Origin of the sequence: Paenibacillus sp. UNC451MF, from assembly GCF_000686845.1 — a bacterium.
Lineage (GTDB): Bacteria > Bacillota > Bacilli > Paenibacillales > NBRC-103111 > Paenibacillus_S.
Genome location: NZ_JMLS01000002.1, coordinates 74,926 through 96,006, shown reverse-complemented (window position 1 = coordinate 96,006; position 21,081 = coordinate 74,926). Strand labels below are relative to the sequence as shown.

General features: G+C 44.5%; 21 protein-coding genes and 1 other RNA gene. 13 read left to right on the top strand and 9 right to left on the bottom strand.

The window, feature by feature from the left end:
• Positions 1–16: 16 nt before the first annotated feature.
• Positions 17–550 (bottom strand): DUF4178 domain-containing protein, encoded by a 534-nt coding sequence (locus BP97_RS0103550; protein ID WP_028547868.1) that lies wholly within the window; start codon positions 548–550, stop codon positions 17–19.
• Positions 551–824: 274 nt separating this feature from the next.
• On the opposite strand from BP97_RS0103550, the gene BP97_RS0103545 reads away from it, so the two are divergent.
• Complete coding sequence (locus BP97_RS0103545; protein ID WP_028547867.1) at positions 825–2,432, top strand: degradosome RNA helicase CshA; 1,608 nt, start codon at positions 825–827, stop codon at positions 2,430–2,432.
• A 181-nt stretch (positions 2,433–2,613) separates the two neighbouring features.
• On the opposite strand, the gene BP97_RS40905 is transcribed toward BP97_RS0103545, so the two are convergent.
• On the bottom strand, positions 2,614–2,706 hold the full coding sequence (locus BP97_RS40905; protein ID WP_231506202.1) for a YjcZ family sporulation protein: 93 nt from the start codon (positions 2,704–2,706) through the stop codon (positions 2,614–2,616).
• A 160-nt stretch (positions 2,707–2,866) separates the two neighbouring features.
• Between BP97_RS40905 and BP97_RS35145 the strand changes: the two genes are divergently transcribed.
• The 3 genes from BP97_RS35145 to fsa all read left to right on the top strand — a co-directional run bounded on the left by BP97_RS35145 (position 2,867) and on the right by fsa (position 4,846).
• Positions 2,867–3,727, top strand: a complete 861-nt coding sequence (locus BP97_RS35145; protein ID WP_051620341.1) for a YesL family protein — start codon at positions 2,867–2,869, stop codon at positions 3,725–3,727.
• Between the two features lie 78 nt (positions 3,728–3,805).
• Positions 3,806–3,986: non-coding RNA, 6S RNA (gene ssrS / locus BP97_RS39365), on the top strand.
• 203 nt (positions 3,987–4,189) lie between these two features.
• Positions 4,190–4,846, top strand: a complete 657-nt coding sequence (gene fsa, locus BP97_RS0103530; protein WP_028547866.1) for a fructose-6-phosphate aldolase — start codon at positions 4,190–4,192, stop codon at positions 4,844–4,846.
• Positions 4,847–4,982: 136 nt separating this feature from the next.
• Here fsa and xylB read toward each other — a convergent pair whose 3' ends face one another.
• The gene (xylB, locus tag BP97_RS0103525; RefSeq protein WP_028547865.1) at positions 4,983–6,512 is read right to left on the bottom strand and encodes a xylulokinase; all 1,530 of its coding nucleotides are present in this window, start codon (positions 6,510–6,512) and stop codon (positions 4,983–4,985) included.
• A 156-nt stretch (positions 6,513–6,668) separates the two neighbouring features.
• Here xylB and BP97_RS35140 point away from each other — a divergent pair, with 156 nt between their 5' ends.
• The gene (locus BP97_RS35140) at positions 6,669–7,832 is read left to right on the top strand and encodes an ROK family transcriptional regulator (RefSeq protein ID WP_081823917.1); all 1,164 of its coding nucleotides are present in this window, start codon (positions 6,669–6,671) and stop codon (positions 7,830–7,832) included.
• Between the two features lie 210 nt (positions 7,833–8,042).
• Positions 8,043–8,429, top strand: a complete 387-nt coding sequence (locus tag BP97_RS0103515) for a DUF1499 domain-containing protein (RefSeq protein WP_028547864.1) — start codon at positions 8,043–8,045, stop codon at positions 8,427–8,429.
• A gap of 96 nt (positions 8,430–8,525) precedes the next feature.
• Here the strand turns inward: BP97_RS0103515 and tpx are convergent, their stop codons facing one another.
• Positions 8,526–9,044, bottom strand: a complete 519-nt coding sequence (gene tpx, locus BP97_RS0103510; RefSeq protein WP_028547863.1) for a thiol peroxidase — start codon at positions 9,042–9,044, stop codon at positions 8,526–8,528.
• A gap of 102 nt (positions 9,045–9,146) precedes the next feature.
• On the opposite strand from tpx, the gene BP97_RS0103505 reads away from it, so the two are divergent.
• Positions 9,147–10,040 carry a glutamate biosynthesis transcriptional regulator GltC gene (locus BP97_RS0103505; protein WP_028547862.1) on the top strand — a complete coding sequence of 298 codons (894 nt, stop codon included), beginning with the start codon at positions 9,147–9,149 and terminating at the stop codon, positions 10,038–10,040.
• A gap of 54 nt (positions 10,041–10,094) precedes the next feature.
• Here BP97_RS0103505 and BP97_RS0103500 read toward each other — a convergent pair whose 3' ends face one another.
• Positions 10,095–10,781 (bottom strand): zinc metallopeptidase, encoded by a 687-nt coding sequence (locus BP97_RS0103500; protein ID WP_028547861.1) that lies wholly within the window; start codon positions 10,779–10,781, stop codon positions 10,095–10,097.
• Positions 10,782–10,802: 21 nt separating this feature from the next.
• Positions 10,803–11,234: a helix-turn-helix domain-containing protein gene (locus BP97_RS0103495; RefSeq protein WP_028547860.1), complete on the bottom strand. Its 432-nt coding sequence runs from the start codon at positions 11,232–11,234 to the stop codon at positions 10,803–10,805.
• Positions 11,235–11,669: 435 nt separating this feature from the next.
• Between BP97_RS0103495 and BP97_RS0103490 the strand changes: the two genes are divergently transcribed.
• From BP97_RS0103490 to BP97_RS0103480, 3 genes are all read left to right on the top strand, one after another.
• Positions 11,670–13,064 (top strand): ammonium transporter, encoded by a 1,395-nt coding sequence (locus BP97_RS0103490; protein WP_028547859.1) that lies wholly within the window; start codon positions 11,670–11,672, stop codon positions 13,062–13,064.
• Between the two features lie 44 nt (positions 13,065–13,108).
• The gene (locus tag BP97_RS0103485) at positions 13,109–14,188 is read left to right on the top strand and encodes a DUF294 nucleotidyltransferase-like domain-containing protein (protein ID WP_028547858.1); all 1,080 of its coding nucleotides are present in this window, start codon (positions 13,109–13,111) and stop codon (positions 14,186–14,188) included.
• Positions 14,189–14,281: 93 nt separating this feature from the next.
• Positions 14,282–15,019 (top strand): exonuclease domain-containing protein, encoded by a 738-nt coding sequence (locus tag BP97_RS0103480; RefSeq protein WP_028547857.1) that lies wholly within the window; start codon positions 14,282–14,284, stop codon positions 15,017–15,019.
• Positions 15,020–15,051: 32 nt separating this feature from the next.
• Here BP97_RS0103480 and BP97_RS41655 read toward each other — a convergent pair whose 3' ends face one another.
• Both BP97_RS41655 and BP97_RS0103470 read right to left on the bottom strand, forming a co-directional pair.
• Positions 15,052–15,495, bottom strand: a complete 444-nt coding sequence (locus BP97_RS41655) for a M67 family metallopeptidase (protein WP_028547856.1) — start codon at positions 15,493–15,495, stop codon at positions 15,052–15,054.
• A gap of 59 nt (positions 15,496–15,554) precedes the next feature.
• A complete protein-coding gene (locus BP97_RS0103470) occupies positions 15,555–16,862 on the bottom strand; it encodes an MFS transporter (protein ID WP_028547855.1) in 1,308 nt (435 codons plus the stop codon).
• 175 nt (positions 16,863–17,037) lie between these two features.
• Here BP97_RS0103470 and BP97_RS0103465 point away from each other — a divergent pair, with 175 nt between their 5' ends.
• Positions 17,038–17,580 carry a TlpA family protein disulfide reductase gene (locus BP97_RS0103465; protein WP_028547854.1) on the top strand — a complete coding sequence of 181 codons (543 nt, stop codon included), beginning with the start codon at positions 17,038–17,040 and terminating at the stop codon, positions 17,578–17,580.
• 56 nt (positions 17,581–17,636) lie between these two features.
• Here BP97_RS0103465 and cimA read toward each other — a convergent pair whose 3' ends face one another.
• The gene (gene cimA / locus BP97_RS0103460) at positions 17,637–19,253 is read right to left on the bottom strand and encodes a citramalate synthase (protein ID WP_028547853.1); all 1,617 of its coding nucleotides are present in this window, start codon (positions 19,251–19,253) and stop codon (positions 17,637–17,639) included.
• Between the two features lie 198 nt (positions 19,254–19,451).
• On the opposite strand from cimA, the gene queF reads away from it, so the two are divergent.
• Together queF and BP97_RS0103450 are read left to right on the top strand one after the other, a co-directional pair.
• Positions 19,452–19,802 carry a preQ(1) synthase gene (queF, locus tag BP97_RS0103455; protein ID WP_036745458.1) on the top strand — a complete coding sequence of 117 codons (351 nt, stop codon included), beginning with the start codon at positions 19,452–19,454 and terminating at the stop codon, positions 19,800–19,802.
• On the top strand, positions 19,786–21,081 hold the full coding sequence (locus tag BP97_RS0103450) for a DNA polymerase IV (protein WP_028547851.1): 1,296 nt from the start codon (positions 19,786–19,788) through the stop codon (positions 21,079–21,081). The genes queF and BP97_RS0103450 overlap by 17 nt, the downstream gene beginning before the upstream one ends.

Below are 21,081 nucleotides of genomic sequence, written 5' to 3'. Positions count from 1 at the left end.
GCAAAATGAACAAGTATTATCGGCTGCCTTTAATGAACTTAATTTGTCCTACCAGCGTTTTGCTTCCTTCCATTGCAACGAACTTGCCATCCTGCCATTGGAGGAAGAAATAACGTCCTTCAGGTCCGAAATAACGCCAGATCATGAGCTCGTCGTTACCGCGAAAATCGGTATTTCCGTCTGCTCGAACCATGTCACTGCGATGATTTTCCAAAGTGAAGGTCGCTTCGCCGTCCAAATCGAGCTCAGTCGGCACATCGTGGGGGCTATCCAAAGAGCCTTCCACAAACTGGCAGAGAAAACATTCATATGTGCGTCCTTTTTCAACGAGCAGACATGCAAATTGGTTCCCGTTTTGTAAATAATAGGCGTATCGGTGAGGTGGGAAGCCGCGGTCAAAGTAAGTAAGCTTTCCCGAAACGACATATTCCTCTAGATCCACGTTAATAATATCTCCGACCTGTGTTTCTTCGACAGGATTAGCTGCTTTAACAGGGGGCTCTTCTTTGTTGCTTTTAATAATGGAACCGACTCTTTTCCAAATCGACATGGCCATTTCTCCTTTGTATATATCCTAAAAAAAGATCTTCTGATGACTATTATACATATTATATACGATAAAGCGGAACTTAAGGTTTCACGGTGAAATTTCTGGAATATCATTTCCGTTTGTGGTATAATACTAAAGATATTCTTAAGTACGGCCTTGCGTATTTAAATTCGAATGCTTCGGACGCATTTTGCAGATACAATATAAGGATATAGGAGTCGCACTTAAGGGTAAATACAAATAAGAACCCTAAATTAAAAGGAGATTAAATCATTTGAAAACATTTAATGAATTCGGATTAGAGCCAAAGGTACTTCGAGCCATTACGGAGATGGGCTTTGAAGAATCCACACCGATTCAGGAAAAAGCAATGCCAATCGCAATGGACAATCGCGATTTGATCGGGCAAGCACAAACCGGTACAGGTAAAACAGCGGCATTCGGTATTCCGCTCGTTAACAAAATCGACGTGAAGGAAGAAAAAATCGTCGCTTTGATTATGTGCCCTACCCGTGAATTGGCAATTCAAGTAGCTGAGGAGATCGAGAAACTCGGAAGATTCAAAGGAATCCGTTCCCTGCCGATCTATGGCGGTCAAGATATCGTGAAGCAAATTCGCGCTTTGAAAAAAAGACCTCAAATCATTATCGGTACTCCAGGACGCTTGCTTGATCACATCAACCGTAAAACCATCAAATTGGACGATGTTCAAACCGTTATTTTGGACGAGGCGGACGAAATGCTGGATATGGGCTTCATGGAGGATATTCAATCTATCTTGAAGCTGGTACCGGAAGAGCGTCAAACGATGCTGTTCTCCGCTACAATGCCAGCTAACATTCAAAAGCTGGCTCATCAATTCTTGCGCAACCCTGAGCATGTTTCCGTAATTCCAAAGCAAGTTAGCGCACCATTGATCGACCAATCGTACATCGAGCTTCACGAAAGACAAAAATTCGAAGCTTTGTGCCGGTTGATTGACATGGAAGCTCCTGAGCTGGCTATTATCTTCGGACGTACGAAGCGCCGCGTTGATGAGTTGGCAGAAGCGTTGCAAAAACGTGGCTATACAGCAGAAGGTCTTCACGGTGACTTGTCTCAAAATCAACGCGATAACGTTATGCGCAAATTCCGTGACGGCAGCATTGATGTATTGGTAGCTACAGACGTTGCGGCTCGCGGTTTGGACGTATCCGGCGTTACTCACGTAATTAACTTCGACTTGCCTCAGGATCCTGAGAGCTATGTTCACCGTATCGGCCGTACCGGTCGTGCAGGTAAAGAAGGCGCAGCTTATACGTTCGTAACACCAAGAGAAATCGATCACTTGTATTTTATCGAGAAAATCACTCGTCATAAAATCACAAGAAAGCCTATGCCTAGTTTGGCTGAGGCTATCGAAGGTAAACAAAAAATGACAGCTGAGCGCATCCTGGAAGTTCTTCAGAAGGATGAGCACAACGAATATAAAGGTTTGGCAATTCAACTGCTGGAGCAGCATGATTCTGTACACTTGCTTGCATCCGCGTTGAAATTGTTGACTGGCGACAAGAAGGAAATCGAAATCGAATTGACTCCAGAAGAGCCGCTTCGTGCTAAGAAAAGAAGACCAGACGTTCGCAGCTCCGGTCGTAGACCTTCCGGTCCTTACGGAACAGCAGGCGGTGCTCGTCGCAGCGAAGGCGGCAGACCGTATGATCGTGATCGTTCCGGTTCTGCCTCCAGACCACCTCGCAGAGATGGTGGAAGCAGAGACGGTGGCGGAAGAGACTACAACCGCGATAACCGCGGAGGCCGTAGTGAAGGACGCGAATATAATCGCGACCGTGGCTTCAATCGTTCCACTTCTTCTCGTTCCAATGAAGAATTAGTGAAAAATTAATAAAAAAGGTGGGGCTTTCTGTTAAAGAAAGCCCCACCTTTTTTTACCCTATAGGAATGGTTAAGTCCATTAAAGCGGTTAAGCTAAAAATGAAGTGTGTTTCCCATTTAAAATTCCCTATAATCGTGGTCCGTTATCTGTGAAAGTACCTCGGAAGAGGTTTTTCTCATATTTGCAATTATTAGATGAAGCAGCTTTGAAGGATGATAACAAGCAGAATAAACAGTACGAGGATTATTCCGGTAGAAGTCCACAAATTAGCTCCGCATGACATGGTTGCTAACCTCCTTTACTTGTGTCTTTGCCGGGTGCTAATATAACATATGTCTATAGACGAAAAGCGCATAGACAGCTACCTAGTTCATGAAAAATAGGCTATAATATAGCTTATATAGTTGTTGCAGCAAATGTAGATCGCTAAGGAGGGTTTTATATTGGAGTTTAGAGGGTTAATGGGGGGATTTTACCGTATATCGGAATGGATCATGCGGTTATCCGTTATAAATGTGTTATGGGCACTTTGCTCGCTGCCTGTGTTTATTGCAGGAATGATGGGGTTAATGTCACTTCAATTTGACGAATCCCTTGCTTCTTTATACCAGATGTTAATAATCATTGGCATTTTGTCACCGTTTACACTGTTTCCAGCTACTGCGGCTATGTTCTCTGTTGCCCGCAAATGGCTTACCGGAGAAGAAGATGTCCCCTTGTTCAAAACCTATTTTCGGGGTTATAAAGATAACTATAAACAAGCTATGCTGGGCGGTCTCGTTTATCTGGTGTTTGGTATTATCATTGCTGTTAATTTTTACTTTTATAACATGGAGACGGGTAACCTCAGTCTATTGAAATATTTAGTTCTAACGCTAACCGTTCTGCTTTCGGTTTCGTTGTTCCATTTTTTCTCCATCCTGTCTCATCTTCATATGAAGCTTTTTCAAATAATTAAAAATGCCGTATTAATTTCGATTGGACATCCTGTCCGTTCGATCTCGATGATAGTTCTTAATGGAGTCGTTATTTATTTCAGCTTTGCCAAATTTACTTTCTTAATTCCATTTTTCATGGGTAGCATTATTGCAGTTATTTCCTTCTGGCATTTTAACCATATCTTTGGACAACTGCAAATGAAGCAGCAGGAGATGGCTGAGAAGGAAGCGGAGGCTGAAACTTCAAGCGAAGAGCCTGAGCTAGTACCGATCATGGATAGAGCTGAGAGCGATAGAACGGACAAGCAAGAACAGCGAATGAATCAACAAGAGCTCGAAGGGCATACTAAACCGGACAAACCATAAAGTTTCAATGATGGTAGCAAGTTATGTAGTGTCCTAGGTTTACATTCGAGCCAGAAGATCATATAATGAATGTACAACAAAATCCTGCGATGTTCGTTTCGGTTTTAAGTTGTTTTGAACCAATGACTGTTTCTTGGGAGACCTACATTGTAGCGTTGCTGACATGCCCCCGAAAAGGGACCTCAAAGACGCTTCTGCGGACACCCACCTGCGAGAGCGGGTTTGAAACGCTAAATCGGACGGCATATGCGGGTTTTTTGTGTCATTTACTGTTATTACCATATTCATGTAATGAAGCAAGTGCCAAAAGCGTTCCTGATGAATTCTTTTATATTCTTGCTATGACCTAAATACTTTCGAATTCAGATTAAAAAGGGGACAAGCTCTCTGGTATCTTACCTTCTTTACAAGAAGCGGTGTATAAACAGGATTGAAGGAAAAGATATGAAAGGGTGACTGATTTTGAAATTGTTTATCGACACAGCCAATGTGGAAGAAATTCGTAAAGCACACGATCTTGGAGTTATTGCTGGGGTAACAACGAATCCTTCTCTAATCGCTAAAGAAGGCAGAGACTTCTTTGAAACGGTTAAGGAGATTGTTTCCATAGTTGGAAATATTCCAATCAGTGCAGAAGTTATTAGTCTTGAAGCTAACGAAATGGTTGAACAAGGCCGTAAGCTTGCAGCTTTGGGCGAAGGCATCGTAGTTAAAGTGCCTATGACTGAAGAAGGTCTGAAAGCAACTAAAATTTTCACTCAAGAAGGCATCAAAACTAACGTAACTTTGATCTTTAGCTCCACTCAAGCATTGCTTGCAGCACGTGCGGGAGCTACTTATGTTTCTCCGTTCATCGGCCGTTTGGATGACATCAACCAAGTCGGTATGAACCTGATTAAAGAAATCGGTCAAATCTTCAAAGTGCACAATATTTCCTCGGAAATTATTGCAGCAAGCGTTCGTCACTCCGCACACGTAATTGAAGCGGCATTGGCGGGTTCGGATATTGCAACAGTTCCTTATAAAGTTATTCAATCCATGGCTAAGCATCCTTTGACTGATGCAGGAATCGAACGTTTCCTTGCAGACTGGGAAGGCGCGAAATTAAGCCAGTTTTAATTTCGGTACATATAAAAAAGCCCGTTCAGATATCTGAACAGGCTTTTTTATATGGGTATATTTGTGAGAGCGAGTGTAGGGTATATGCCACGAAATAAAAACGAGCATTGCCTAGACAGGCAATACTCGTTTTTATTCATGATGATGCAAGGTCTGTTAGTTGATGTAAGGTTGATTTTAAGGTTGGATATAATGAGCGGAACACGGTGTAATATTTTTCGTACAGTTCTTGATTCTCAGGCTTTGGCTCTACCCGGTCGACGACTTGTATCCATCGTTCGCATAAATCGCTTATATCCTGTTTTAGAACGCCTGAAGCCGCCATTACAGCAGCACCGTAGGCTGGACCATCCGTCGAATTGACTGTTACGACAGGATAACCGAAAATGTCTGCAATCATTTGTCTCCAGAACAAGCTGCGGGCTCCTCCTCCGTTGACTCGCAGTTCCTTAATTTCGATACCGGAAGCTTTGATTAATTCCATAGAATCCCTCAGTCCGAAGGTAATACCTTCGAGAACCGCTCGAGTAAGGTGTGCTTTATCATGACGCAAGTTTAAGCCGATAAAACCGCCGCGTGCTTTAGGGTCTGGATGAGGAGTGCGTTCACCGGTCAAGTAAGGCATGAAAAGCAATCCCTCACTTCCTAAAGGTGCTGTAGCCGCTAGCTCTGTCAGCAGCTCATATACATCGCGCCCTTGCGCTTCAGCAAGTTTTTGTTCTTCCTGTGCGAGGTGATTTCTCCACCATTGGAACGAACCGCCGGCTGCTAGCATAACACCCATACGATGCCATTTGCCTGGTACGCCATGACAAAAGGAATGCAGTCTGCATTCTTCGTCTGCTTGATAAGTATCGTCATGAACGAAGACGACACCCGAGGTTCCTAGGGCAACAGAAGCGATGCCCTGCTGCACGACACCGACGCCAACCGCGCCGCATGCTTGGTCACCACCGCCAGCAACGACAGGGGTGCCAACAGCCAAGCCAGTCAGTTTGGCAGCAGTCGGGAGCAGATGACCAGCTATCTCATTGCTCTCGAAGAGCGGCGGCAGCCATTCCATGGGGATGCCAAGCTGCTCGACCACTTCAGAGGACCATCTGCGGTTTGCCACATCCAGCAGCAGCGTGCCACTGGCGTCCGCCATATCCATACCGAATGCCCCAGTCAGCTGCAGACGGACATAATCCTTAGGGAGCATGAGATGGGCTGTGCGATTATAGTTATTCGGCTCCTCGTTGCGAAGCCAAATCACTTTCGGTGCAGTGAAGCCCGTCAATGCTTTGTTGCCAGTTAGCCTTCCGAGTTCCTTCGCTCCGATCGTCTGTTCTATCCATTCACATTGTGTGGCTGTCCGCTGATCGCACCACAATAGGGCAGGGCGGACTACCTTTAGCTCGTTATCCAGAAACACGGAGCCATGCATTTGCCCGGACAAGCCTATTCCTGCTACATCCTGGCCGTTTACAGTTGCTTTGTCCAACAGTGCGCGTATGCAAGCTGCTGTTCCGTTCCACCAATCCTCTGGATGCTGCTCAGCCCATCCTGGATGAGGCTGTAATAGAGGATACTCTACGCTGTGGCTTGCTTTTACTTGGCCTTGGTTATCAACTAAAATACACTTAACTGCGGAAGTCCCTAAATCGATTCCGAGAAAATAAGACATGATCTTCACCTCAAACATGAATTAACTTTGTTTATCAAATAAACAAATGCGTGATATAATATATTCTAAGGCAAATTGAAAAATCCTGCTGACTTTTGTAACCAGGTTATATAAAATAAATTAGTTAGTCGTCACGCGAAACGGATGGTGAGTGTTGTGAAACGAGGGACAATGTCAGGCGATAGCTCCCTATTGAAATCGATTAATAAATCGACTTTATTGGGGCTGATCAAACTGCATGCACCTATATCAAGGGCGGAGCTTGCCAAACGGACCAAGCTTACACGTGCAACCGTATCGGCTCTTGTAGAGGAGCTGATAACCGAATATTGGGTAGTGGAATCAGGAATCGGAGAATCAAGCGGTGGCAGAAAGCCTATGATGCTGGAAATTCATAATGAAGCAGGTTATATAATCGGGGTTGATCTTAGGTCGACGAATATGCTGGTAATCGTTTCGGATATGTGCGGAGCTATTGTTCGTAAATCCTTATACCCTTATGAGCAAGCAGGACAAGCGGATAAGGTGCTGCAGCAGTTGCTAACCATATTGAGACAAGAACGAGCAGACTTGCCAGAAAGCCCGCTTGGTTTGCTCGGTGTAGGGATCGGGATTCACGGATTTGTGGAATACCCATCCAGCCGTATTTTGTTTGTACCTCATACAGGATGGAAAAAATTAAATTGGAAAGACACCGTCGAGGAAGAGCTTGGTATTCCTGTGCTCATTGATAACGAAGCGAACTTGGCAGCATTAGGTGAATTGGAGTTCGGTGCTGCGGCGGATTGCTCAAATATGCTGTATTTAAGTGTGGCATCGGGTATTGGGGCAGGACTGGTGCTGCAGGGTGAAATTTTCAGAGGGAATAATGGATATGCTGGGGAAATAGGGCATACAACGATGGAATTGAATGGACGACCTTGCTCTTGCGGCAATCAGGGGTGTTGGGAGACCTACGCATCCGAACGTGCCATTGCGAATGATTTACATATGGATTACACACCCGGTTTTACTGCACGAATACTAGAGAGATTGAACAGGGGAGATACCGAGGCCATTGATGTGGTTCGCAGAGCTGGACTTCATTTAGGTGTTGGTATAGGCAATATGATGCATATGCTTAACCCGCAAATGATTGTCATTGGTAACGCAATGGGGCAATATGCACCTTGGATAAATGAAAGTATTCATGAGTCTTTGGATTCCCGATTCTCTTATTTGAGCTCATTTAATGTTCAAGTCACCTATTCCCGGTTAGGAGAAGATTGCTGCGCTTTAGGTGCCATTTCCGCGGTGATTCGTGAGAAAATGCAGGGTTAATAGCTCTAATGGACGAGCAAGAGCAATGAGACCTTATTCCTATAGCAGGAAGTAGGAAGTTATTGTCATCTAACTGTAATATTTCTTCATCTCCCTATCATAAAGTTGTCAAAAATGTGAAATAACTCTTTCTCAATCAAGCAAACAATGATATGATAAAAGACAGTGTAAACCGGATTTTGTATTGTACTTCTATGAGGAGGGAAGGCTTTGTTAAAGCGCACCTTAATCGGCCTTATTCGCAGCCACGAAACAACAGGGGAGAGAGCGAAAGATCCGGCTTTGAAAACCCGATACTATAAACTTTCGATGGATCAGGTTTGGGATGAAGTCACCAATATGTTTAAAAAAATGAACGGCTATAAGCTGCTTCATGAGGTGAAGAATGTCGGGGAAATCGTAGTAGAGAAAAGAACGATCACGGGTCGTACTCAGGATATCACATTAACTTTGTTTGCTATTAATCCATTAAAATCAGCTATTGATATTTATTCGGCTTCCAGAGGGTCGTTAGGTGATCTTGGTTCAAATTATAGGACTATCCTTGAGATATACAAACAATTGGATAAAAGACTCGCTGCCTATAAAGATCAGTAGTATGACAAAGTTACTTAAATGATTTATTAAACATAAAAACAGCGGGAGAAGCTGGACTTCTCTCGCTGTTTTTTCTTGGACAGATGTTATGTACAATTATACTAATTTTTTAACAGCTTCCACTGCTGCTTCATAGTTAGGATGCTCAGTCATTTCGCCCAAGTACTCAACGTATTGAACGGTGTCGTTAGCATCGATAACGAAGATGGATCTCATCAGCAATTGGATCTCTTTGATCAATACGCCGTAAGCTTCGCCGAACGATTTGCTTTTGTAATCGGACAAAGTAACGACTTTGTCGATGCCTGCAGCACCGCACCAGCGGGATTGAGCGAAAGGAAGGTCAACGCTGACAGTTAATACGACTACGTTATCGCCAAGCTTAGCAGCTTCTTCGTTGAAACGGCGAGTTTGAGCGTCACAAACACCTGTATCAAGGGAAGGAACCACGCTGATCAATTTTACTTTGCCTGCGTAGTCAGCCAACGATACTTGCTCCATCAAGTTTTTGTTAACTTTAAAATCAGGAGCTTTGTCTCCTACCTTAATTTCAGGTCCTACTAAAGTAATCGGATTGCTTTTAAAAGTTGCTACTCCGGTACGTTCTTGTGCCATGTAAATGGGCCTCCTTAAATACAATTAAGAATGATTGGTATTTCACCATTAATTATTATAAACTTTTTAAAAGGAACTTGTCCAATCGGAAGGAGAACCGTAGTGGAACTTAGACAGCTGCAATACTTTGTGAAGGTAGCTCGAAAACAACATGTTACCCAGGCGGCCGAAGAGCTGCATGTGGCTCAATCGGCAGTAAGCCGGCAAATACATCAACTAGAAGAGGAGCTTGGCGTATCCTTATTTGTTCAAAAGGGACGCAATTTGCAGCTGACTCCGGTTGGCAAATTGTTTTTAAGCCGTGCGGAAGCAGTATTGACCGAATTGGAAAGAGCGGTTATCGAGGTGCGCGAATTTTTGGACCCGGAGGTTGGAGAAATTCGAATCGGGTTTCCTCACAGTTTAGGCATTTATTTATTGCCGACGGTTGTGGCAAACTTCCGTCAGTCCCATCCGAATGTGAAATTCAGGCTGCGTCAAGGAACTTATAACAGTCTTATCCGTGATGTGAAGAACGGGGAGATCGACTTGGCATTCATATCGCCTCTGCCTAGCAGAAACGAGCATGTAATAGGCGAACTGCTGCTGCAGGAGGAAATGTATGCAATTGTTCCTCAAGGCCATGTACTGGCCGATTACAACGTTATTAGACTGGAACAGCTTAAGGATGAAGCATTCGTTATGTTCAGCGAGGAATACTCGCTTCGTAATATTGTCCTCGAAGCCTGTGCGAAGGCGGGCTTTGTCCCGAGGATCGGGTTCGAGGGAGAAGAGACGGATACTATCCGCGGCCTGGTGGCTGCGGGTATGGGGGTCAGTCTGCTGCCGGAAATGGCTCTGACGGAGATTAGCCAACTTCAGCCTGCAAAAGTAAGGGTTATTGAGCCGCAGGTTACTCGCAGCGTCGGTCTCATTCATAGATCGGGCGAGAAGCTGCCGCTTGTAGCGGAAGTGTTTCAACAATTTTTATTGGAATTTTTTAATTGTAAAAAATAAAATACTCAAATAAAAAACGCCGCTCTCATGAGCGGCGTTTTGTGCTGCAATTTATTAGTCGTCGTTGCGGTTAGTGAATATCATAATGTACTTCACAAGCTCAAGGAGCGAGATCAATGCGGCAGCTACATAAGTTAATGCCGCAGCATTCAGAACCTTAGCTACTCCGCGTTCTTCGTCGTTCGTAATGAAGCCTTCTGCAACCATCAGGTCTCTGGCACGGTTACTGGCGTTGAACTCTACAGGCAGCGTTACTAGTTGGAAAGCTACGGCTGCGGAGAAGAAGACAATACCAAGTCCGAGCAGGAAGCTGAATTGTTGAAAGATTAGACCAGCTATGATTAACAATGGCGCTACACCAGAGGCAAAGTTCACGGCAGGGAACATCTTGTGCCGAAGAGTAAGCATCGGATAAGACACCTTATGTTGAATGGCGTGGCCGACTTCGTGGCAAGCAACAGAAACGGCAGCAATCGAGTTTTCGTAATACACGGGCTCGGACAAACGCACGACTCGGTGAATCGGGTCGTAATGGTCGCTAAGACGTCCTTGTACCGGCTCGATAGGAATATCGTACAAACCGTTGGCATCCAACATGCGGCGGGCTGCTTCATACCCCGTCATTCCGGAATAAGTCGGTACTTCCGCCCATTTGTTAAACGTGCTTTTGACTCGGAATTGAGCCCAAAGAGAAAGCAGAAAAGCAATGATGATCACAAAATCCATCGGGTGAAAAAACATGGCAGCAGACCTCCTTATATATTAGGAAAAGGGGCTTTTACCGAGTAGCAGCAGCAAGGCTTCAATACACGCAGCTGTGTGCGGTGTAAGCATTTTGTTGAAGTTTTTCAGTTGGGACGGTTTGAGCTTGTCAAGAATCGGACTGATCTCTTGCACTTCCTTCTGCAGTTGCTGCAGATGAAGCTGGATATTAGTCAATTTATCTGTAACGATCTCATCATGACTTACCTTTGTCCACAACTTTAAGCTCGCCTTGATTTCCTCTAAGGTATACTTTTCCCTTTTCATATTTTCAATACGTTTGAGCCGCGTTAAGGTTTCATCGCTGTACAAACGATAATTTGTGTCTGAACGTTTTTCAGGTTCAATGAGTCCCATCTTCGTATAATAGTCGATAGTTCTAGGGCTGACGTTGGTTATGCGGGCTAACTCACCTATTTTATACAGCTTCATATCCCCATGGTATCCCCTCCTCCAATTATTATTATTAATTAGTATGTATGTACATCGGAAGCTCTTTAGTATTCATGATAACTGAAACCAAACCATACAGTCAAACGTTATGCTTTTTTTGTTTCTTTAGATGAAGGGATGAATCCGACACAATAAATGATGTTATCAAAAGCTTACATCAATTAAGATATAGGCCAGGTATGTAATTGTAAGAGGTTTGTACCTATTTGTCACTTAATATGACATTAAAACATGAAATTCACTAGTATATATGCTTAAAAACCGAATTATGCATAATTTATGTAAGGTTATTTTTCGTTTTTTACTGTATTTTCATTAAAATCCTATTGTCAAATTGAGAAATGCTGTATATAATGACATTAAGATTTTCAATATATGTTATATAAATTAACATTGAAGAGGAAGTGGTCAACCATGTTTAAGAAGTTGCTTTTATCAACAGGTGTCCTATCCATGCTGGTACCGACAATGGCTTTTGCTGCAGATGATAAAACACCGGCACAGCTAGCCAACGCAATAGACTCCGTATGGGTTATGCTCGCAGCAATTTTGGTTATTTTTATGCAAGCGGGTTTCGCACTTCTGGAAGCTGGGTCCACTCGAATGAAAAATGCGGGTCATGTAGCTGGTAAAACTATTCTTACTTTTGGTATCTGCGCCATTGCCTTCTGGGCTATCGGCTTCGGTTTCGCTTTTGGTGACGGCAACAGCTTTATAGGAACTGGCGGTTTCTTCTTGGATGGAACCCAAGAGCAAGCGACTGCATCGATTAGACTCTTTGCTGAATCACCGATTCCAATCGGAATTTTGTTCTTGTTCCAATTAGCATTTTGTGGAGTATCACTTGCAATTGCTTGGGGCGGTTTCGCAGAACGGGGTAAGCTTCCTGTTTACTTTATATTTGGAATTTTGTTCACCGTGCTGATTTATCCCGTTGTAGCCCACTGGGTATGGGGCGGTGGCTGGTTAGGTCAATTGGGGATGCAAGATTTTGCGGGCTCAACGGTCGTTCACTTGCAAGGTGCGACAGCTGCACTCGTTGCTACTATACTTCTTAAGCCGCGGATCGGGAAGTTCAATAAAGATAAGACACCAAACTTGATTCCAGGTCACAACCAAGTATTATCTGTGTTAGGTGTTATCATTCTGTGGATCGGCTGGTTCGGCTTTAACGCTGGCTCCACATTAAGCGCAACAGGCGACGGGTTCTTCGGCTATGTGGCTCTGACAACGAACCTCGCAGCAGCGGCTGGTGCTGTAGCAGCATTAGTGGTATCGTGGATGTACTTCGGAAAAGCGGACATTCCAAGCATGTTGAACGGTGTTCTTGCGGCTTTGGTTGCTATTACGGCAGCTTGCGCATTCGTAACTCCAAGAGATGCGATCATTATCGGTGCTCTGGCAGGGATCATCACCTTCTTCACGGCTCAATGGTTTGAAAAAGCAGGTATCGACGATCCGATCTACGCTTTCTCCGTACATGGTATCGCTGGTATTTGGGGCACTTTGTCCACAGGGATTTTCGCAACACCAGAATTGGCTGAGAAAGTAGCCGTCGGTAAAGCAGGACTTTTGTATGGCGGCGGTTTGGAGCAATTAGGGGTGCAAGCGTTGGGAGTATTCGGGGCATTCGTCTTCGTTCTGGTAGTGTCCTTCATTATCCTTGGCATTATTAAGGTAACTGTAGGCTTGAGAGTTACCGAAGAAGAAGAAATTATCGGTCTTGACCTTTCCGAGCACGGCACCTATGGCTATCCTGAGCAAATGAAGAAATCGGCTCAAGGATCAGGCAGCGCTCAAACGGTCTAGCCAACCAACAGACATTACACTGAAATTGCTGAAGGAGATGCTACATGGGACTGCACTCAATGGAAATGATTCGATCGCTTATTCAATCGGCAGGCTGTATCCAACAGCTTCGACCATTGCGGGATCAATTGCATGAGGAGTTCGAGAAGCGTCTCCTTCTTTCCCATTCCTTGGATTGGAATCGTGAGTTGAATCAAGTTCACGACCTGATGATTTCAAGGGTTGCTCGAATGGCGGAGGAATCGTTAGAGCAGGAGGATGAAGGAGCAGCACCGGTCCCTTATGCACTATGCCTTTTTGGAAGTGGCGGACGGGGGGAGCAGACGCTTTGGAGTGATCAAGATAATGGTTTAATATATGAGGATTCAGCGAACCAAGAGTTAGCAGATCGTGCGGCAACTTATTTTACATTATTATCGGAACGGATTAGCAGCATGCTGCAGGAGCTTGGTTACCCTCTATGCTCAGGTGGAGTCATATGCACGAATGATAGATGGCGTAAGTCCTGGAGCGAGTATCGTTCAATGCTTTATGAATGGCTTCAAGTACCGAATTGGGAGCATATGAGATACTTGTTGATCTTAGCGGATATGCGTGCAGTTTACGGTAATTCGGGGTTGGTGACCCGTTTGATGCAGGAATTAACCTCCTATGTTGACAAACAGCCCATCATTCTGGAACACTTGCTCCACAATACGCTGCATCATAAGATATCGCTTGGAGTGTTTGGACAATTAATTAAAGAGAGATATGGGGAAGATGCCGGGGGAGTGGATATTAAATACGGCGCTTATATACCTATCGTAAATGGAGTACGCCTTCTCGGGATCGAAGCGGGTGTTCGGGCGACTTCGACGGAAGGACGAATTGCAGCTTTACTTGAAGCTGGGATTGTAGAGGAAGAAATTGCTCATGATTGGTTGGAAGCCTTGTCCATCGCATTGAAATTACGCTCTTTAACCCCTTATCAAATAGAAGAAGGGCGTTATTCAACGAGAGGAAAGCTGCCGGCTGATCGACTTACGAAAGAACGGACGAGTGAATTGAAGCTTTGCTTAAGAATCGGCAATGATCTTCAAAAGTATGTGAAGAAAAGCGTGCATAAAGAGATAGAGCAAGGTTAGAGCGCTTATGAAGCTAGTTTTCTTTAACAAGAAAACTTTAAGCAAACGCTTACGAAGCTAGTTTTCTTACGAAAACTCTGAGGTGATATAAACATGAAAGACATGAGACCTGCGGGGAGAATGTGGCATCTATATAAAATGGGTGGAATAACACCTGCGATTACATCCATGTTTGATGTGCAGAGTGCCCAGCAGATGGCTTTCATTCGATCCATCATGAAGGAGCAACGGAAAAATTCTTTATATGATATCCCTTTGGATTCGGTGGAGCTGGTTGTTTTCGACTTGGAAACAACCGGTTTTTCGCCGTATAACGGGGATGAGATTATCTCCTTTGGTGCAGTAGCTGTCAATGGAACCTCCATTTTGGAGGATCAGACCTTTTATAGCATCGTTAATCCGAAGCGGTCTATTCCTGAAGAAGTCGTTGATTTAACTGGGATTTCAAATGAAATGGCAGGAAAAGCGCAGGATTTAATCGGGGGGCTTCGCGCCTTTTTGGAGTTTGTTCAGCAGAAGCTGCTGGTTGCCCATGGAACGGGGCATGATAAGCATTTCTTGAATGCGGCTTTATGGAAAACATCTAAGGTTAATTTATCTCACCGAATGCTGGATACGATGCTGCTTGCCAAATGGCTTTATCCTAAGCTGAAACAGCACGACCTGGATACATTGCTGGATATGTATGGAATTGAAGTGACCGAACGTCACCATGCTCTGGAAGATGCAAAGATGACAGCGCGTCTTTGGGCGATGATTATGGAAGAAATCCGTTTAAAAGGTATTCATAATCTCGGCGACTTGTATTCACAGCTTAGTCATCATCATTAAAACCTTCGGCGCAGCTTGGTGCCGAAGGTTTTTTAATCTGAATCAACCGACCAGGGGATCGAGTGAAATGGTACGCAGGATTCCCCGTATTTATCATAATTGTAAACTTGTACGTCTGGGGTATTCGTTTTAAGAAGAGATACGATCCAATGGGTTGGAATATGGAGCCATGCTGTCTGCAAATCTTCAAAGGAGGGAATTGCGGGTGTGCATGGATGGGAATGCAAGATCCCGATTATCGTACCAACATCATCGTTCATAGGATATATATATGGAAGCATGGAGGCCGGGTCCATGGAAAAAGAATGCAAAGGATCGTGAGCGGCATTGGGTATTGGTACAAAGAACTTTGCTTTTACTAATTCATCAGTCACAGAGCCCAATAAGAAGCCGCATGCCTCTAACGGGTATTGTTCCCTACAGTATTTTAATATTTCATGCTTTACTGTATGGGGAATTGTAACAGAAAAAGCCAAAATGACATCTTCCTTTATCTTTAGGTTGATGTCATTATAGCTTGCTTTTTAATTAAGTATCAACCAATATTGCCCTGTGGTTTAATAAGGAAGAACACCAATCCCAAAGTAATGAGTGACAGAGTCGTTACGGTAATGAACACAATTTGATGCGACATATCCATCATCCAGCTGAACAGCGGCGGTCCGAAGGCTACTCCTAGAAACCGTAAGCTGTTATATATGGAAGTAATCATACCTCGCTCCTGTTTCTGCACGGAGCCGGTAATCATCGTATTCAGGCAGGGGAGCAGAAGGCCGGTCCCAATACTGCTTATGGTTAGTAATCCGATCAAGAAATAGATGCTTTTACCAAGAAAAAAGATACAAGCTCCTAAGGAGAGTGTCATTAAGGCCATTCCGATATTCATTAACCATCTCATCAATGTGCCGTTTTTCTTAATATTGGCTCCAGTTGTGTAGGAGGTGATAACCATACCTAAGAGAGGAATGGCCAAGATAAGCCCCTTCATTACCCCTTTAACGTTATAGGGTTCATCCTCCAATATATCCGACAAGTAGAATAAAACGCCGAATAAAATGAACAGAGCCAATGAACCTGAGAAAAAAGCGGTGATGAGCCAGCGTCCTTTTTCTTTAAGGATAGCTCCGATTTTATGCAAATATGGCTTTAACTTAGGAGCCGGCTGTTCTTTCTTCGGCTCTTTCAAAAAGAATATTACGGCCAGCAGCGATAACAAACAAAAGACAGGAAATGCAAAAAATGCTGCATACCAAACAATTAACGCTAATAAAGAGCCTATTATAGGGCTGACTACCTTTCCTGTTCCGTTCGATGCCTCTGTTAGTCCTAGCACCTTACTCTCCGTTGCGCCTTTGTAAAGATCCCCGGCCAAAGCCATTGCAATAGACGCTGTGCCTGCTGCTCCTAAGCCTTGAATCGCTCTTGCGACGATCACAATCGTATACGATTTCCATACCGCGCCAAAGCCTGCGAGCACTCCAGCAGCTCCGTATATTATTAAGGAAGGAATCATAATGCCTTTGCGTGAAAAGCGATCGGATAAATAGCCTGAGATCGGAATGATGATCCCTGCAGTTACGGAGAAAAGAGTAATAACCAGACTGCTCTGAAATTTGCTGATTCCAAGCTGCTCCTGCATTTGTGGCAATATTGGAACGAGCATCGAATTACCTAGAACAAGGACAAGCGGAACGGAAGCGATAGCGATGAACTCCCAAATGCTTCCCTTGGCTCCGCCCGCCTTCTTATCGGCTGATTTACTCTCGGTTTGTTCAGCCGTATCCGTGTCGATATCACTTTCAAATGTAATGTTCAATAACTTCCGTGATTTGGTCTTTTGCATCTGCAGAAATTCTCCTCTTTCAGCTGCTTATTTACGTAATCCTAATGTACCCTTCCTTCGGGAACACCATTCTTCAATCATTATCCATGGCAGGTCGAACTAAAAGCACATCTTTTTGGGCAGAATAATTAACAAATGTAAGGCATTCGTTATTGACCAGTAAAGGAGTACAACCATGAAACGAAATGTTCCTGCAGTATGCATCGCTCTATGTTTAGTCATATTGGCAGCGTACCAATTGTTCGAAACGAAGAAGGAAGCGGAAGCAAGCTCTGCGGCTAATGCGCCTAAGGAGATGAAATATAACAAGCCTGTGCCTTCGTTTACACTTCAAAGCTTGGATGGAAAAAGCTATCAGGTGGGAGGTCCGAGAGACAAGCCTCTGATGATTAATTTCTGGGCATCCTGGTGTGGACCTTGTAAGGAAGAAGCGCCTGATTTGGTAAGGGTTTACGAGAAGTATAAGGATCGCTTTGATCTATATGCTGTGAATGTGACCAGAGAGGATCGAATGGGGGATGTGAAAAACTTTGTTGAGCGCAATGATTTCACCTTCCCAGTACTGCTGGATACAGAAGGGAAAACGGCGGAGATGTACCGGATATTGTTTGTGCCGACCAGTTTTCTCATAGACCGTCAAGGGACGCTGAGGGAAGTAATTCACGTTCTTCCTCCGTACCAGTTAGAGCAGAGGATTCAGTCTTTGATACAAAGTTAAAAAAACTGCCGTTAGCGCACTCTGGCGCTAACGGCAGTTTTTTTAATAGTTATTTATTAATGATTCACAATGCCAACGCGTTCTTTGAGGTCCTCAGAATGCGCAATAGCTATTTTTCCAATAAGAGCATAACGAATGCTATCTATAAGAGCGTCCCAACTGGCTTCAATGACATTATCGGAAACTCCGACCGTGCTCCAGGAATTAGAGAAATCAGTGGATTCGATAAGCACGCGAACCTTCGCGGCCGTAGTGTCCTTTTCATCCAACACGCGTACTTTATAGTCACTTAAATGTACGTTTTGCAGGGCAGGGTAGTATTGAAGCAAGCATTTGCGAAGCGCATTGTCTAGAGCGTTCACAGGACCATTGCCTTCTGCAGCGTTATATACGGTTTCACCATTGACCCTAAGCTTGACAATGGCCTCGGTTACAACCGGTTCGTTAGCTGTTTTGACAACCATAATTTTGAACGATTCAAGCGCAAATGCTTCCTCGATCTTACCATATGCGTTGCGAATAAGCAGCTCTAACGTAGCATCTGCCCCTTCGAACTGAAAGCCTTGATGCTCCATATCTTTGATTTGCTCAATCAATTGTTTGGTTTGCTGGTTATTGGTATCAAAGTCAAGTCCGAGCTCCTGTGCCTTAAATACAAGGTTGCTCTGACCTGCCAGCTCCGATACAAGTACACGCTGCTTGTTGCCCACGAGCTCAGGAGCGATATGCTCATAAGTGCTGGAATTACGCAGTATCGCCGAAACGTGGATACCGCCTTTGTGCGCAAATGCAGCTGACCCAACATAGGCTTGGTTAATCGGCAAATGCATGTTGGCAATTTCGCTTACATAACGTGCTACAGTGCTAAGACTAGCAAGCTGCTCGCTGCTGATACATTGGTAGTTCAGCTTGAGCTGCAGATTCGGAATGATGGATACCAGATTGGCGTTGCCGCATCTTTCTCCGAAGCCATTAATGGTACCTTGCACTTGAGTAGCGCCTGCCATAACGGCTGCCAAGCTGTTGGCAACACCAAGCTCACAGTCATTATGAGCATGAATTCCGACAGGACAGGAAACCGTTTGTGTCACAACGGTCACAATTTCCGTAATTTCATGAGGTAGGGACCCACCGTTTGTATCGCACAGTACAATCCAGTCCGCTCCGGCTTCTTCGGCTTTTTTTATCGTTTGCAGTGCATACTCCGAGTTATTCTTGTAACCATCAAAGAAATGCTCCGCGTCATAGATGACTTCCAAACCTTTACTCTTTAAATATTTGACGGAATCATATATCATAGCCAGGTTCTCTTCTAAGGTCGTCTGGATCGCCTGATGAACGTGAAAATCCCACGATTTGCCGAAAATCGTTGCTACAGGAACTCCGACCTCTAAAATCCGATTCAGGTTCAAATCGTTCTCCGGGAGCGTATCTTTACGGCGAGTACTTCCGAATGCAGTAACTTTGGCATTTTTCAAATCCAATTCCTTGACACGGTTGAAAAATTCAATATCTTTATTGTTACTGCCCGGCCAACCGCCTTCAATATAATGAACGCCAAGAGAATCCAGTTTGCGGGCAATTTTCATTTTGTCCTCGACAGATAAGCTTATGCCTTCACCTTGGGTGCCGTCTCTTAAAGTAGTGTCGAAAATTTTTACGGGTTTAGCCATGGATTTTCCTCCTGATCATACTGAACTTTCTGAAAACATAATTGTAATATTATATCACAAGATTTCCGTATAAGGATATTATTTTCACAAAATAGACGGAATGTCTGGCTTGACCTCTATTACGTGGAATTGTATGCTGAGACTATGCGGTTCAAAACCTGTTTTGAACGGTTAATTTTATTATGGGGGTGTACTAACATGTCTGACAAAACCTTACAGCCTATACCAAACCCGCACCCGGATCGCGACTATGAAGTTGAGATTGAATGTCCGGAGTTTACGGCATTATGTCCGGTAACGGGCCAGCCTGATTTTGCGACGATTACGTTCAAATATATTCCGGGCCCATATATCATCGAGTTGAAATCATTAAAGCTTTATTTAATGAGCTTCCGTAACGAAGGCCATTTTCATGAGGATGTTACCAATCGGATACTGAAAGATTTTGTGGAATTCGCTCAACCGCGGAAGCTTCAAGTCATCGGTAAGTTCAGCGTGCGCGGCGGCATTTACACAACGGTTCGCGCCGAGTATGAGCAACCTAAATAATGCTGCATATCCTGTAAACGGAAGAGTTATTCTTCATATCGATATGAACGCTTTCTACTGCTCTGTGCACGATGCAGTGGACCCTGATCAATATAAGGGGAAGCCAACAGCGGTAGCAGGCAGCGTAGAACTGCGTAAAGGTATTATTGTCACCTGCTCTTATGCGGCTAGGGCAAAAGGAATCAAGACGGGCATGTTGGTCGGCCAGGCACAGAAGATATGTCCGGAGCTGATTCTCATTCGCCCGGATTTTGATTTATACCGGCAATTTTCTAGGCGCTTTATGAAGATCGCGTACGAATACTCGCCGCTTGTGGAGGCTATGTCCATAGATGAATGCTATATTGACATTACAGGCTCCAAGCAGTTTGGGACTCCGCTTGAAATAGCTGAGCTGATTCAGCGACGTATTCGCGATGAGCTTCACCTTCCGTGCTCGGTAGGAGTAGCGCCGAATAAATTGCTGGCGAAGATGGCTTCGGATATGAAGAAGCCGAACGGGATCTCCGTATTACGGAAGCGGGATGTACCTCATGTCCTTTGGGAGAAGCCATGCGCCTATTTGTATGGTATCGGCGGAAAAACAGCGGATAAGCTGAAGCGGTTGAATATTCAAACGCTGGGCCAGCTTGCCCAAGCTAACGACAAGCTGCTATCCGAGCAGTTCGGCGTATTGGGCGCTCATTTGAAGCGCTCTGCGAACGGTGAGGACGATTCGCCCGTTCAATCCGAGCAGGACCAGAGCAAATCCATTGGTCACACGACAACACTGCCGAGCAATTACACAGAACAATCGGATATCCATCGTGTATTTCTTAATTTGGCTGATCAGGTCGGTCGGAGGCTGCGAAGGCAGAAGCTGCTAACCCAAACAGTGCAAATTACGATTCGCGACCCCGACATGAAGACCATCACAAGAGCATCCAAATTAAATAACCCGACGGAAAACCGCGAGGATATTTATGAGATGGCCTGCAAACTGTTCGAGGAGCATTGGCGTGAGGGCAAACCGGTTAGGCTGCTAGGCATTACGTTGCAAAATTTGCTTGATAAAACCGAAGCACCGGTACAGCTGGATTTGTTCGATTATCAAAAGCAACCCGTGAAGGAAAAGCTGAATAAGGCTATGGATGCGCTTCGAGATAAGTTCGGTGAGCATGCCATATTAACAGCGGGTATGCTGGGGGACGATCCGTCCACCTTAATTCGCAACCATAAGGCACGGGGAACTTCGCTGCAAATGGATCATTTGAAGCGGCACCCTTTGGAGGAAGATTAG

Coding starts and splice junctions, on each gene's coding strand:
- BP97_RS0103550 (WP_028547868.1), bottom strand. CDS start 550: ATGTCGATTTGGAAAAGAGTCGGTTCCATTATTAAAAGCAACAAAGAA.
- BP97_RS40905 (WP_231506202.1), bottom strand. CDS start 2,706: ATGTCATGCGGAGCTAATTTGTGGACTTCTACCGGAATAATCCTCGTA.
- xylB (WP_028547865.1), bottom strand. CDS start 6,512: ATGTCTTATTTTCTCGGAATCGATTTAGGGACTTCCGCAGTTAAGTGT.
- tpx (WP_028547863.1), bottom strand. CDS start 9,044: ATGGCACAAGAACGTACCGGAGTAGCAACTTTTAAAAGCAATCCGATT.
- BP97_RS0103500 (WP_028547861.1), bottom strand. CDS start 10,781: ATGTTTTTTCACCCGATGGATTTTGTGATCATCATTGCTTTTCTGCTT.
- BP97_RS0103495 (WP_028547860.1), bottom strand. CDS start 11,234: ATGAAGCTGTATAAAATAGGTGAGTTAGCCCGCATAACCAACGTCAGC.
- BP97_RS0103490 (WP_028547859.1), top strand. CDS start 11,670: ATGTTTAAGAAGTTGCTTTTATCAACAGGTGTCCTATCCATGCTGGTA.
- BP97_RS0103485 (WP_028547858.1), top strand. CDS start 13,109: ATGGGACTGCACTCAATGGAAATGATTCGATCGCTTATTCAATCGGCA.
- BP97_RS0103480 (WP_028547857.1), top strand. CDS start 14,282: ATGAAAGACATGAGACCTGCGGGGAGAATGTGGCATCTATATAAAATG.
- BP97_RS0103470 (WP_028547855.1), bottom strand. CDS start 16,862: ATGCAAAAGACCAAATCACGGAAGTTATTGAACATTACATTTGAAAGT.
- BP97_RS0103465 (WP_028547854.1), top strand. CDS start 17,038: ATGAAACGAAATGTTCCTGCAGTATGCATCGCTCTATGTTTAGTCATA.
- cimA (WP_028547853.1), bottom strand. CDS start 19,253: ATGGCTAAACCCGTAAAAATTTTCGACACTACTTTAAGAGACGGCACC.
- queF (WP_036745458.1), top strand. CDS start 19,452: ATGTCTGACAAAACCTTACAGCCTATACCAAACCCGCACCCGGATCGC.
- BP97_RS0103450 (WP_028547851.1), top strand. CDS start 19,786: ATGAGCAACCTAAATAATGCTGCATATCCTGTAAACGGAAGAGTTATT.